We start from the raw sequence: 13,022 nt of genomic DNA on the forward strand, positions 1-13,022 counted from the left end.
AACATACAAGAGAGCGTACAATATCGTCCGGGAGTCGCCCGGGTGAGACCAATGTACGATCACATCCTCTTCCCGACTGACGGGAGCGACGGCGCGAGCGCGGCACTTGACGAGGCGAGAGCGTTGGCCGAACTCTGTGACGCGACGGTACACGTGCTCTATAGCATCGACACCCGGCCGCCGGGAATCGGCTTAGGCAGCGACCCACAGACAGACAACCCCTCCGGAATGGTAGGAAAAGTGACCGGCGGCCCGGGCGGGATGGCCGACGAACGCGAGAGTACCGCGGAGCTGCACGCCGAGGTCAAAGCGCGTGCAGCCGAGTTCGTTGAGACGGCAAGCGAGGAGTTTGGTGACGTCGAAACCGAGGCCGTCGTCAAAAGCGGCACCCCCCACGAGGTAATCTTAGCGTACGCAGACGAGAACGACATCGATGCCATCGTGATGGGGACACACGGCCGGACAGGACTCGACAAGTACCTGCTCGGGAGCGTCGCCGAGAAGGTCGTAAGACTCGCCGACGTCCCGGTGTTGACCGTGCGTGCCGGCGGCGACTAAGTTGAGACCGAACGGGCGTGGACACCGTCACGATCCACTCGCGATTGCAACACAACCACCCGACCGCGCGTGACGGGAGGTTTTATGTCGATTAGTCGTGTAGAGTAATGCATGTACTCTAATATACTAGCACCTACCGACGGGAGCGATCGGGCCGAGGCGGCCATCGAGGAGGCAGCCGACCTCGCAGCCGTGTGTGATGCGCGCGTACACGGCCTGTTCGTGACCGACAGCGGGCCACTCGAACATATCGACGGCAAGTATCCGCAGGCGGTCTCCGATATTCGACGGCTGGGCGAGGAGGCGGTCGAGCGCGTCGCCACGGCTGGCGCCGACCGGGGCGTCGAAACGACGACCGCGGTAATGTCGGGGACGGTCCATCGTGCGATAGCCGAGTACGTCGATGACAACGATATCGACGCCGTAGTGATGGCGACACACAGCCGTGAGGGAGTCGGTCGACACTTCCTCGGATCGGTAACAGAGCGAGTCATCCGGACCGTCGACGTCCCCGTCGTCGCCGTGACCGGTCCAACAGAGGCGTGAACGTCGGTGGCGAGTCGGTGGTGGACGACGAGAGGGGCCTTGATGCCACCGCTCACCGTACACGGTCGACCGACACGTAGAACGTACACGGTCGATCGGCACGTAGAAGGGTTTTAGCCCCTCTAGCACCCAGATTACAGTATATCATGGCGACCTCCAATCGCGAAGACAACGACCGTTTCTCGTCGTATCGCGACCGATTCGACGCGCTCGATGCGACCATCGCATCGATAATGGACCGGTGGAGTATTCCTGCGTTGCGGGTCGCCGTCGGTGTGGTGTTCGTTTGGTTCGGCGCGCTGAAGGTGCTCGGTGTGTCGCCGGCGGCTGACCTCGTCGCCTCTACGGTGTACATCTTCCCGCCGTCGGTGTTCGTACCGATCCTCGGGGTATGGGAGGTACTAATCGGGATCTGTCTGCTCTATCCGCCGCTGACCCGTGTGGGCTTGTTGCTGTTGGCGTTCCAGCTACCGGGGACGTTCCTACCGATGGTGTTGCTCCCGGACGTCGTCTACGTCACTTTCCCGCACGCGCTGACCGTCGAGGGCCAGTACATTGTGAAGAACCTCGTGATCATCGCTGGCGCGCTCGTGCTCGGCAGCACGGTCAGAAGCGACCGAAAATCAGACACCTGAGTCGACCACACGGAGGACTGTCACGGTGGCGCGCGCCTCGTGAGCTCGCCGGAGGCGGGCTTGCGAGCGCGTGCGAGGGATGAAACGAGTCGCCAATGGCGACGAGTGAATCGGCTGGGGAGGGTGTGGCTAAAGAAGTGTCCGGGTGTCGCGCGGTCGTATCGATGACGCAGCTATCCTCACACTCGTACAGAATCGGCTGGAGAGGGTGTGGCTAAAGGAGTGTCCGGGTGTTTTGCGGTCGTGTTGATCACATAACTGCCGCCACAGATGTACAGAATCGGCTGGGGAGGGTGTGGCTGCAATTCGTGCCCGGATGTCCTGGACCGTCTCACTCACATCGCCGGCATCGTACACGTATTGCGAGGGGGTGGCTAATGGATGTCCGTGTGTCACGGAGTCGTGTTCGCGTTGTTCACGCAACCACCGTCTTTTTCACATCATCGGAGAGCAAATCGACCCAACACAGGTGACACGGATCCCGCTCGTGTGCCACGGTATTGTCACGTAGGGCGCCCACCAGACGCACCCCACTTCAGGCAATACATAGACGAGGAGATGCCGAGGACGACGGCCACAGCGAGCAGTGAAAATCCAAGTAGACTCCCACCAGAGAAGCCAACGATCGCAAACCCCACGATGGCCAAGACGACACTCGCGAGGATTCCGATCGTACCGAGACACTCGTCGGGACGAGGGATGCCGAAAAACGCGAACGGTTGCATCTTACCTACCCCTCTCTCCGGGGCGCCATCGATCAGCAGACCACACAGACGGCTCGGACTCGGCGGGGACAAGGCGGCTCATCACGGGTCACCACCAGACTGTTTGACTCACTACCACGAATGCGTATCGGGAATTCCCTGCACGAAAGAATCCCGTTACACCTCGCCGAGACGCCCGCTCACTCCACCCAAACCGTCTTTCGGTTGACGAACTCCTGGATACCGATCGCCGACAGCTCGCGGCCGTAACCCGAGTCGCCGACGCCGCCGAACGGCACACGCGGATCGGATTTGACCAGTTGGTTCACGTACACGCAGCCGGCGTCTATCTCGCGGGCGAGCGATTCGCCACGCTCGCGGTCGGTCGTCCAGACGCTCGCACCGAGACCGAAGGGTGTGTCGTTTGCGACCGCGACCGCCTCGTCTTCGTCGGCGACGCGGTAGACCGATGCGACGGGACCGAACAGCTCCTCGGAGTCAGCCGGGCAGTTCGCCGGTACGTCCGAAAGCACCGTCGGCGGGTAGTACGCGCCGTCGCGATCGAGGGGCTCACCGCCGGTGAGGACCGTCGCGCCCGCCTCAATACTCGTGGTGACTTGGTCGTGAAGCGTCTCGAGGAACCGGGGGCTCGCCTGCGGGCCGACGTCCGTCGACGGATCAAGCGGGTCGCCGACGGTCAGTGCCTCGGTCTCAGCGACGAGTCGATCGACAAACGCATCATAGACGTCGTCGACAACGACGAACCGTTTGGCGGCGATACACGACTGTCCGCCGTTCTGGTTGCGCGCCCACGCGCCGCGTTCGGCGGCCGTCTCAAGATCGGCATCATCGAGGACGACAAATGGGTCGCTCCCGCCGAGTTCGAGGACGGTCTTTTTCAGCTGATCGCCGGCTGTCGACGCCACGGCGCGTCCTGCCGGACCGCTGCCAGTCAGCGTCGCTGCCTGTACCCGGTCGTCGGCGATGACGTCGTCAACGAGATCCGAGGGTGCGAGCACCGACTGAAAAACGCCCTCCGGATAGCCAGCGTCACGGAACAGCTGCTCCAAGGCGAGCGCACAGCCCGGGACGTTCGAGGCGTGTTTGAGTACGCCGACATTCCCGGCGGTGAGGTACGGTGCCGCAAAACGGATCACCTGCCAGAACGGGAAGTTCCAGGGCATCACCGCAAGAACGACTCCGAGCGGGTCATACACCGTCTTGGCCGTGGTTCCGGGCGGACTCGCGTAGTGCTCAGCCGAAAGATATGCGCTTGCGTGCTGAGCGTAGTGTTCACACCCCCACGCACACTTTTCGACCTCTGCACGCGCCTGTGCGATCGGTTTCCCCATCTCGCGCGTCATCAGCTCGGCGTACTCGTCGGTTCGCTCCCGCAGGAGCTCTGCGACGCGTTCGAGGTGTGCTTCACGCTCGCGGATCGGGCGGTCGCGCCACGAGTCGAACGCCTCGTCGGCGCGCGAAAGCGCATCTTCGACGTCGGCTTCCGTGGCCGGCTCGTACGTCTCGACCGTCTCCTCGGTGGCCGGGTTCACCGCGGTGATGGAGTCCATGAATACACGCGGAACTGACGGGCGTCGGTGAAATAAACGTGTGTCAAGGGGCAACCGATAGTAGTCCCGCCCAAGCACCGAATCCCCCTGAATCCGGTCGACTACCGCGGGTAACGAATCCGTGACACTCGAGATGGGAATCACAGAGCGGGTGCATCCGAGCGTGGACAGTGTTATTGTATATGGTTACACCGAGGTCCAGTCTCGAGCGCCGTCACCGGCCTCGAACACCCCCGCCGGTTCCGCTGCTCACTCAGAACCGCTCGTGGATGTCCTGTCGGAAGAGATTGAGTTCGGCGACCGCTGTCGGCGAGTCCTGTGCGAGCGCGAAGGCGATCGCGTCGGCGACGTCGTCGACGCCCACAGTCGTCGACGGATCGAGCGCCTCGGCGTTCAGTTGGTCACGGAACTCCGAGCCGAACTCGGTGCGAACGCCCGTCGGGTTCACGATCGTGACGGCGACGCCATCGGGCCCGACCTGCCCGGCGACGCTCTTGGCGAATCCCCGAAGCCACCACTTCGAGGCAGCATACACCGGACTCGACGTGCTCGGATAGATACCCTTGTAGCTGCCGACGAACACGACCGTCCCGCCGTGCTCGCGCAGTGCGGGGAGCGCCGCACGGGTCGTATAAAAGGCTCCGTGGACGTTCGTCTCGGTCACTGCCTCGAACTGCTCGACCGGAAGCGCATCGACCGCGTCGGTGTGCTCCTCGCCGATACCGGCGTTGACGACGACGCCGTCCAGTCGCCCGAACCGTTCTTCGACCGCGGTAAACAGCGCTTCGACTGCCGCGCGGTCGGTGACGTCGGTCGGGACGACGGCGGTCTCGACGCCGGCCGACCGGCAGTCGTCGGCAACTGCCTCAAGTCGCTCGGCCCGCCGAGCCGCGAGCACGACGCGCGTCCCGTCGGCCGCGAGTCGGCGCGCGGTCGCTGCACCGATGCCCGCGCTCGCACCCGTCACGACCACGACAGGTGCATCGTCGGCCGTCTCGTCGGTGGCCGCTGACGCACTCATCGGCTTCTCCGGGAGACGCATCGATCGATTGTGTGAGTCACACTCATTGCTACGTCATCGAGGCCCAAAGACTGTCGGGGCCGGGCTCGCAACTGAGTCCCCACATCACCCGTTTGCCCCGGCCGCACACGACTGCTCGACAATCGGCCGACTCGTCGGCGACCCAGCCGGTCCACCGGCAGCGAACGACTGCGTGAACTGGATGACGGTCACTCGGTTGACTGACGCGTTGTGAAGCGACACAGTCCGCGCACAAGCCCAGTCGGCGTACCCGGTTGCGAGAGGACCGTCGGGAGCCGAACGACCGACAGCCGACATGAACTTGCGGTGGCGGACACTCGGATAGACGGTTCCATGGTCAGGCGACCGGTCCGCCGTCTCGCCCGCTATCCGGACCGTCGAGCCGTTCGCGAGCCGGACGTCCGTCGTGTACCAGCTGTACGAAGTCGTCGGGTCCGGCGCGTACAACCCCCACCGCTGCTGGTTAATTTGCTCGTCGTCGAGCCGGTCTGGTAGGTCGACTGCGCCGACGGTGCCCGCAGCGAAGACGAGCAGCCACACCAACACGATCCACCCGAACGCGGCCGCGAGGACTCGTCCGCCAGTGAGGGTTGTCTCCACGAGCGCGTCGCCAGGCGACCCGCCCTGCCGTCGCCGGAGTGTCACGAGGAGCCGACGCTCGACCGGCTGGCGACCGAGGCGGCCCAGCGTCGACGGGGACGGCCGCCAGCGACTTGGCGTCGACCGCAGGTGTCGGGCGAGCGTCTCCCATCCGGCCGTCGGCACGAACGCGAGCACCGCCGTCGTGAGCACGAGCGGAAACACACCCACCGAGACCGTGAGTGCCATCCCGGCGAACGCGCTCAGGTACGCTGCCACGCTCACGAGCCGATAGCGTCCCGCGGGGGCGAGCAGAAAGACGGGCGCACCGACGAGCAACACGACCCACCCGTAGGTGAGCGCGGCTGCGACCCCGGCGTGGTCGGCGACGGCGGCGCCGAGCGGGGTGGCGATCGCCGCGTTAGCGAGGGCGATCACGAGGGCGTCGCCGGCGTACCACGTCGACCCGGCGTGTTTTTCCACGGCGTTGATCGCGAAGACGACGAGCGGCTGTGCGAGGAGTGCGGTCGTCCCGGCGGTCGCGACTCGCTCGCGGGCCGACCGCCGACGCAGCGCGTCGACCGACCACCGCTCGCCGAGCGGTGTCGCGAGCGCGACGACGAGCAACACGCGGAGCAGCCGGTCACCACCGTTGAGTACCGCCGGATTGCGGACGTGAATCGAGAGTAGCAACAACAGCGAGAGCGCCCCGGTGAGTCGCGTGCGGTAGCCGAGCCCGAACGCGAGCGCGAGCACCCCCGCGACGAGAACGAGCAGCCACTGCACCCAGAGGGCACCAGAGAGCGCGTGAAGCGAGAGGCGAGCGAACTCACCGTACGCGGCCTCGTGGACGGCAAGCGGATAGACGCCCGCGTCGGTGTAGAACCGCTCCAGACTCCCGGCGCGCCAGACAAGGTCGACGAGGAGCGTCCCCGCGAGGCCGATTCGCACAGCCGCAAGCGACCGGGTATCGACGGTCACACGGGCTCGGATCACGCGGCGAACGGCCCGGCGGGCGCTCTCTCGGCGTGACTCAGAAGCGTCTGTGGGGACGTCGTCACTCGTTGACTGCGGCGCGTCGTCGGCCGTCGGGTCCGCCGAGCTCATAGGGTCTCGAACAATATCAGTGCGAGTGAGTGACTGATCACGTCGGGCAAACGTATAGCTGTTGGCGCACGATGGCGCGTCAACCCCCGCGGTACCAGGCCCGTCTGGCCGGGGCCGAACGCTTTTTGCAGGACCTGTGTGAGATATCCGCATGGAACTCCACGACGTCACCGATTCGGTCGAGGCTCGCCGCGACGAGCTCACCGCGCTCGCGCGCGACATCTGGGAACACCCGCAGACGGCGTTCGAAGAGACGTACGCCGCCGAGCGACTCGTCACTGCACTCGACGACCGAGGCTTCGACGTCACCGTGGGCGTCGGCGACGTCGAGACGGGGTTTCTCGCGCGGTACGGCGACGGCGATCCGGTCGTCGCGACGATGGGCGAGTACGACGCACTGCCCGGACTCTCACAGCGCGTGAGCGCCACGCGGGACCCGGTTGAGGCGGGCGGCGCCGGCCACGGTTGTGGTCACAACCTCTTCGGGGTCGGGTCGCTGGGAGCCGCGTTCGCTGTCGCAGATGCGATCGACGAGGGTGTCGCGGGGACCGTCGTGTACGTCGGCACGCCGGCCGAGGAGGCGGGTTCGGGGAAGGTGTACCTCGCCCGCGCCGGGGCGTTCGATGACGTCGATGCGGTTGTCTCCTGGCACCCTGGGTGGTACAACGCCCCGACGAAGGGGTCGTGTCTGGCCGTCGATAGCTTCACTGTGACCGCCGAGGGAACCTCCTCGCACGCGGCCGCGGCACCCGAGGCCGGCCGGGGAGCACTCGACGGGATCCAGCTGCTCAACACCGCCGTCGAGTACATGCGCGAGCACGTGCCCGACCCGGTCCGGCTCCACTATGTGATCACGAACGGCGGCGACGCCGCAAACGTCGTGCCCCCAGAAGCGGCGGCTGAGTACCTCGTGCGAGCGCCGAGCCGCGAGCTCGTCGAGACAGTCGGCGCGTGGTTCGAAGACGCGGCACGTGGCGCGGCGCTCATGGCAGACGTCGACGTCGAGGTGACGAAAACCAGTGGCGTGTACGGTGTTCGTCCGAACGAGGCGCTCGGCGACGCGATCCGCGAGACGATGGCCGAACTCGGCGGATTCACCGTCGACGACCCGCTGGCCGCCGACCTTCGTGCGTCGCTCGGCGACGTCTCCGAACAGCTCGCCGAGCTCGAGCCAGCCGACCGCGACCGGGCCAGTGAGGTCGCCTACTTCACCGAGCCTATCGACGCGGTCGACGCCGGAGCGGTCGGATCGTACTCGACTGACTCCGGCGACGTGAGCCAGCTGGTTCCGCTCGGGCGGATGACGACCGCGACGTGGCCAGTCGGGACGCCAGCACACTCCTGGCAGGCGGTCGCCGCGAGCGGTTCGACCGGTACTGAAGGGATGCTGTACGCCGCAAAGACGATCGGCGGAACCCTCCTCCGACTCCTCACCGACGAGGATCTCCGTGCATCCGTCATCGACGAGTTCGAGACTCGTGGCGGCGCCGACGGCTACGAGTCATCGATGCCGGCGGACGCCGACCCGTACGCTCTGCTTGGCGTCGAGCGTCCAACGTTCGAGCCAGGGATCGAGACGGCGCAACCGGGCGACACCGACGCGGGCGCGGCCGATAGCAACTGAGTCGTCAGTCGGCAGCCGTGGGCGAGACGCTCGGTGAGCCGGTGACGGTCGCCGCGAGGATGCCGATCGTCTGGCTGAGGCCGACGACACCGAGCCCGGCAGCGACCGCCGTCGGCGACCCGGCGAGCGCGACGGCGAGCGCCCCGACGACACACCCGCCCGCGCCCATGAGATACGCGCTCGCGGCCTGCTGTGCGCGCCGACCGGTGAGTGCGAGGCCGACCGCGGGCAAAAGGATCCAGCCGTACACGGCGATCGCCAACAGCGGCGTCGCGGGCACTGCAACCACGCCACTGCGCGCGAGAAACCCGGTGACACCGCCGAGCGTCACGGGCGTGCCAAGGAGGATGATCACCTTCCAGACTCGGAGGGCGCCGGCAGCCATCTCGCCGCGCGAGCCGACAAGGAAGGCCACGAGGAGGACACTCATCACGACATGTGCGACGAACAGCGCGTGTTCGGAGACGACGCCGACGACGGTGGCTGCGGCGACGAGCCACGCGGCCGGCACGAGCAGCGCAGGACCGTTCGCGCGGAGGATTCGAGACACGACTGTGACTGTGTCGGCATAAAATGTAAACACCCGTGTCCGTCGCGCGTCGGCGCAGAACCGACAGAGTGGTCGTCGATCGTTCGTTGAGTCGTCGATACGGACACTATGTGTACGGTCTTCGTCCGGTACAGAATACGATCGTCTAGCTATGTCCGTGGTAACTGCACACTCACAAGTGTTATAACTGGACCGACCGTTTGTCTGAATGCAATGGCAGAAGGCGAAGTTGACTTCTTCAACGACACTGGCGGCTACGGTTTCATCTCGACTGACGACGCGGACGACGACGTGTTCTTTCACATGGAAGACGTTGGCGGACCGGACCTCGAGGAGGGACAGGCGATCGAGTTCGACATCGAGTCGTCCCCGAAGGGCCCTCGCGCGAGCAACGTCGTTCGGCAGTAGACCCGACCAAGGCGGGTCGTCCGGCACGTGCCGACGACGGCTCTCACACGTTCAATTATAGCGTCTCCCGCACCGCGGACACAGTTCCGTCGCGGGGTAATTTCACACCGTGAGCGTGGCTGCGCCCGCAAAATACCGGGACGCGCTCAGATGTGTTGACCCCAGAGCCCACGCCCTTTCGACACCTCGACGTCGCCCTCGACGCGCGTTTGACACGCGAGTCGGACGTCGTGGCTCGGGTGATGCGGCGGGAGCCAGAGCCTAACCGACTCCTTTGTCGTCGGCTCGCTCACCTCTCCGTCGACTTTTACCGCACATGTCCCGCACGATCCCATCCCGCGGCAGTTGAACGTCTCGGACTTTCCGTTGTACACGGAGAGCCCGGCCTGTTTCAACACGTCACGCAGTATGTCGCCGTTCTCGCACTCGATCTCTTCGCCCTGGTAGGATACGGTGGGCATGTGACGTCATCGCGTACGCAGTCGACCCTCAAAGAGCCTGGCATCTACAGAGAAAACAAGGCGAGTGCCTCGGGGTCGTACGGAAATCTCCGATTTCCGTGATGACGAGACGCTTCGCGTCTCGAACCACTTGACCCCGAGGCGGTTCACACCGAAGGTAGCGTGAGCCCGAAGAGGAGCATGAACCGGCAATTCCACACGTGCGCCGGGCGTCCGACGTCGACGGGGCGTTTTTTACCCTCGGCACCGCAGGACGGGGTAATGGGACTCAAGTGTCTGCTCGGACACGACTATTCCGCGCCCGAAATAGAACGCGAGCGCGTCGAGGACGGTGAGGAGGTCGTTACGACGCTCCGGGAGGTCCAGACGTGTGCTCGCTGTGGCGAAACCCGAGTCGTCAGCGAGAACACCGAGGTTACGACGATGGCGCGGCTCACCGCCGAAGCAGAAACCGTCGGCGAGGGCGCAACACGGACAGAGACCCTATCGGGCGATCCATCGGCCGATAAACCGTCGACGGACGACCCGTCGACCGAAGAATCATCCACCAACGAGCCGGCATCGGTCGAGACGTCGGCTTCTTCGCGGACGGAGTCGACAACTTCAGATAATCCACCAGCATCGGCCGCCACGTCGGAGACAGACAAGGGCGTTGAGTTCATCAAGGAGACGGCCGAAAATGCGACGGCCGAGAACGCGACGGACAAGGACGCAACGGCTGAGAACCCGACGACCGAGAACACCACACCTACAGAGGAGAGTGCTGCAGACTCGACGACCGGCGACCAGGAGGACCCGGTCGACGACGGCGCCGAGATCCTCGAGTCTGAGCCGGCTGCAGACGACGAAGACGGTTCAACGACCACGGCGGAGGGAGCCGGTCAGCAGAACAGCCGTGAGCGCGGAGCGTGGCCGGCGGTTAATACGCCCGCAGATGAGTCCGCGGCGGCCGATGACGGCCAGCAGTCGTGGCCGACCCACGACGCCGAAGACGAGGGGTACAACGCGTCGGCGTCGAGCGGTTCGAGTGAGACCGACGACGAGACCGTCGCGTACGTCGGTGGGGCGGCGGCTGACGACCGCGCGGCGTCAACACAGGCCGATGCGGGCACCGGATTGACGCGTTCACGCGAGCAAGGTCACGGGGCTGTCGAGGAGACGCCGCTGCGCGGACCGACCGAGTACTACTGTCCGGCGTGTGGAATGACCACGGACACGGAGGGAAGCTCGCTGCGGGCCGGTGACGTGTGTCCGTCGTGTCGAGGGGGGTACGTCGCCGAGCGCTCCCGGTGACGGGAGGTGGTGTGTGGTCGGTCGACTGTCTCTGGCGTGACGGTTCAGGCGTGATACCCGCTTGGACGCGGGTTTTCGAGACGTAACTGGTTTACCCACCCCTGTCAAACGGTCGGCGCATGAAGGAGTACAAGATGCGTCGCGGGGAGCATCTCGACGATCGCATGCCGGACCTGAAAGGATCTATCGAGGCGTACTTCGGACCCGTAACGGGAAGCGAAGAATACGACGGAAATGACCTGTACGTGGTCGAGACGCCGGAGAATCCGGTATTCGACCGAATCGTCGCCGGCGCGGCGACGTACAGCGGCAAGAAAGACCGGCTCGCGGTTCACTTCGAGGAGCGACCGGCAGAAGACGTTATCGCCGAGGGGAACGCAGACGCCGCCGCGGACGCCGTCGACGCGAAAAACGAGTTCCTCCTCGAAGCGACCGGTCGAGACGCGAAGTCGCGCCGTGACTCCCTAAAGCGGGCCGTCGAAGACGACGCCCCGGACTACTGAGCGAACGCGACGATAGACACGATCAGGCCCACGGGACGTCGTCTTCACGAACGACCTCGTCGGCAGTAATCTCACTCACGCTGCAGTTGGCAAACGAGAGTTCGGTGAGCGAGCGGATCGGATCCAGCCCGTGGCGCTCGCCGACAAGCAGCCGTATCGGATTCACGTGTGTGACGACGGCAGTCGTCCCCGGTCGGTCGGTGACGTCCGCGGCTGCTGCGCGAACGCGCTCGTGGACCGCCGTCCAGCTCTCACCACTCTCTGGTGCGGTCGAGAGCGCGTCCGCCCCCGCCTCAAGGAGGTCAAAGGCTGGGTATCGCTCGAAGAACGTCGCAGAAGACAGCCCCTGGAAGGCGCCGAAGTCGCGCTCGCGGAGCCGCGGGTCAGTCTCGACGTCGGCGCCGACTGCCTCGGCGATCGCGGTTGCGGTCTCGTGTGTCCGTCGGAGATCAGAACTCACGATCCGGTCGACGTCGACGTCGTCGTTGGCTGCGAGAACAGCGCCGACCTGTGCTGCCTGCTCGTGGCCCCGGTCCGAGAGCGGCACCGGCGCCCAGCCCTGTATTCTCCCCGCCGCGTTCCACTGGGTCTCGCCGTGACGGATCAGCAGTGTAGACACGGTTGAATCTGGTCCCCCGGCGAGAAGTTGGTTTCGTTGGGTGAGCAACCGCCTGCCGTGTAGCCGGCAGACCAAGCGGAGCGTCCCCGCGGACGACACGCTCATACCGCTCCGCCGGATACTCGTGGAGGATGGCCGCACAGCCTATCCCGCCGTCGCTCGCCGAGGGGCTGTCGGAGACCGCGAGGCGGCTGCAGGCGGCTCGGCGTGCAGCGCTCTCAGCACTCGACGTCGAAGAGACGAGGTGGGAGTACGCCGGGCGCACGTGGTCGTGGCCTGCCGGCGAGGCCCGGACATACTTTCACGAGCTCGCACCCGGCGAAGAGCGGGTACTCGAGCGGGCAGACGAGCGGTACGGCGTGCGACGCGTCGGCGTGGGCACCGGGCGCGTCGCCGTCGAGCTCCCGGCCGATACGGTCGAGGGCGACGAGCCGCACATCGCGAAGCTTGCACGGTACGGCCCTTCCGCTGAAATGGGTGCCGGGAAGCCACAGAACCGCCGAGAGCAAGCGCTGTGGGCGAGTGTCGGTGAACACCCATTTCTCCCCGTGCTCGCGGCCGACGACGACGGCGACTGGCTCATGATGCCGCACGCGACGGTTCCGCCACCGCAAGCAGATCGAGAGATGGCACTGTCCCTGATTCGACGAGCGCTCGCCGCACACGACGAGGTGTTCCACTACGACGAGCTCAAACCGGAGAACGTCGGCCACTACGACGACCGCTACTGGATCGTCGACTACGGTCGGCCACCGGGAGAGCCGCGGTTCGTCGACCCACCGTGAGGGCGGGGAGGTGACTCGACCGAACCGTCCCGGTTAA

Annotated in this window: 15 protein-coding genes; 8 read left to right on the forward strand and 7 right to left on the reverse strand. The window is 65.5% G+C overall.

Features of this window, described 5'->3' with window-relative positions; all coding sequences use genetic code 11:
- The first annotated feature begins 51 nt into the window (after positions 1 to 51).
- From ACWUI7_RS05385 to ACWUI7_RS05395, 3 genes are all read left to right on the forward strand, one after another.
- The gene (locus tag ACWUI7_RS05385; protein ID WP_496641198.1) at positions 52 to 558 is read left to right on the forward strand and encodes a universal stress protein; all 507 of its coding nucleotides are present in this window, start codon (positions 52 to 54) and stop codon (positions 556 to 558) included.
- Positions 559 to 669: 111 nt separating this feature from the next.
- Positions 670 to 1,104, forward strand: a complete 435-nt coding sequence (locus ACWUI7_RS05390) for a universal stress protein (RefSeq protein WP_496641199.1) — start codon at positions 670 to 672, stop codon at positions 1,102 to 1,104.
- 146 nt (positions 1,105 to 1,250) lie between these two features.
- Complete coding sequence (locus ACWUI7_RS05395; RefSeq protein ID WP_496641200.1) at positions 1,251 to 1,739, forward strand: hypothetical protein; 489 nt, start codon at positions 1,251 to 1,253, stop codon at positions 1,737 to 1,739.
- Between the two features lie 503 nt (positions 1,740 to 2,242).
- Here the strand turns inward: ACWUI7_RS05395 and ACWUI7_RS05400 are convergent.
- The 4 genes from ACWUI7_RS05400 to ACWUI7_RS05415 form a co-directional block, all read right to left on the reverse strand.
- Positions 2,243 to 2,464, reverse strand: a complete 222-nt coding sequence (locus tag ACWUI7_RS05400; RefSeq protein ID WP_496641201.1) for a hypothetical protein — start codon at positions 2,462 to 2,464, stop codon at positions 2,243 to 2,245.
- Between the two features lie 179 nt (positions 2,465 to 2,643).
- Positions 2,644 to 4,005 (reverse strand): NAD-dependent succinate-semialdehyde dehydrogenase, encoded by a 1,362-nt coding sequence (locus tag ACWUI7_RS05405; protein ID WP_496641455.1) that lies wholly within the window; start codon positions 4,003 to 4,005, stop codon positions 2,644 to 2,646.
- A 262-nt stretch (positions 4,006 to 4,267) separates the two neighbouring features.
- Positions 4,268 to 5,035: an SDR family oxidoreductase gene (locus ACWUI7_RS05410; RefSeq protein ID WP_496641202.1), complete on the reverse strand. Its 768-nt coding sequence runs from the start codon at positions 5,033 to 5,035 to the stop codon at positions 4,268 to 4,270.
- A gap of 105 nt (positions 5,036 to 5,140) precedes the next feature.
- Positions 5,141 to 6,742 carry an HTTM domain-containing protein gene (locus tag ACWUI7_RS05415; RefSeq protein WP_496641203.1) on the reverse strand — a complete coding sequence of 534 codons (1,602 nt, stop codon included), beginning with the start codon at positions 6,740 to 6,742 and terminating at the stop codon, positions 5,141 to 5,143.
- Positions 6,743 to 6,893: 151 nt separating this feature from the next.
- On the opposite strand from ACWUI7_RS05415, the gene ACWUI7_RS05420 reads away from it, so the two are divergent.
- Positions 6,894 to 8,366 carry an amidohydrolase gene (locus tag ACWUI7_RS05420; RefSeq protein WP_496641204.1) on the forward strand — a complete coding sequence of 491 codons (1,473 nt, stop codon included), beginning with the start codon at positions 6,894 to 6,896 and terminating at the stop codon, positions 8,364 to 8,366.
- Between the two features lie 4 nt (positions 8,367 to 8,370).
- Here ACWUI7_RS05420 and ACWUI7_RS05425 read toward each other — a convergent pair whose 3' ends face one another.
- The gene (locus ACWUI7_RS05425; protein ID WP_496641205.1) at positions 8,371 to 8,916 is read right to left on the reverse strand and encodes a hypothetical protein; all 546 of its coding nucleotides are present in this window, start codon (positions 8,914 to 8,916) and stop codon (positions 8,371 to 8,373) included.
- Between the two features lie 213 nt (positions 8,917 to 9,129).
- Here ACWUI7_RS05425 and ACWUI7_RS05430 point away from each other — a divergent pair, with 213 nt between their 5' ends.
- Positions 9,130 to 9,324 (forward strand): cold-shock protein, encoded by a 195-nt coding sequence (locus ACWUI7_RS05430; protein WP_496641206.1) that lies wholly within the window; start codon positions 9,130 to 9,132, stop codon positions 9,322 to 9,324.
- A gap of 146 nt (positions 9,325 to 9,470) precedes the next feature.
- On the opposite strand, the gene ACWUI7_RS05435 is transcribed toward ACWUI7_RS05430, so the two are convergent.
- Positions 9,471 to 9,785, reverse strand: a complete 315-nt coding sequence (locus tag ACWUI7_RS05435; RefSeq protein WP_496641207.1) for a 2Fe-2S iron-sulfur cluster-binding protein — start codon at positions 9,783 to 9,785, stop codon at positions 9,471 to 9,473.
- A 261-nt stretch (positions 9,786 to 10,046) separates the two neighbouring features.
- On the opposite strand from ACWUI7_RS05435, the gene ACWUI7_RS05440 reads away from it, so the two are divergent.
- Together ACWUI7_RS05440 and ACWUI7_RS05445 are read left to right on the forward strand one after the other, a co-directional pair.
- Positions 10,047 to 11,078, forward strand: coding sequence for a DUF7093 family protein (locus ACWUI7_RS05440; protein WP_496641208.1), 1,032 nt, complete (start codon positions 10,047 to 10,049; stop codon positions 11,076 to 11,078).
- Between the two features lie 119 nt (positions 11,079 to 11,197).
- Positions 11,198 to 11,581 (forward strand): DUF5611 family protein, encoded by a 384-nt coding sequence (locus ACWUI7_RS05445; protein ID WP_496641209.1) that lies wholly within the window; start codon positions 11,198 to 11,200, stop codon positions 11,579 to 11,581.
- A gap of 22 nt (positions 11,582 to 11,603) precedes the next feature.
- Here ACWUI7_RS05445 and ACWUI7_RS05450 read toward each other — a convergent pair whose 3' ends face one another.
- Positions 11,604 to 12,305 carry a histidine phosphatase family protein gene (locus ACWUI7_RS05450; RefSeq protein WP_496641210.1) on the reverse strand — a complete coding sequence of 234 codons (702 nt, stop codon included), beginning with the start codon at positions 12,303 to 12,305 and terminating at the stop codon, positions 11,604 to 11,606.
- A 26-nt stretch (positions 12,306 to 12,331) separates the two neighbouring features.
- Here ACWUI7_RS05450 and ACWUI7_RS05455 point away from each other — a divergent pair, with 26 nt between their 5' ends.
- Positions 12,332 to 12,985, forward strand: coding sequence for a hypothetical protein (locus tag ACWUI7_RS05455; protein WP_496641211.1), 654 nt, complete (start codon positions 12,332 to 12,334; stop codon positions 12,983 to 12,985).
- Positions 12,986 to 13,022: the final 37 nt, after the last annotated feature.

This window comes from Halorubrum orientale (assembly GCF_059623105.1).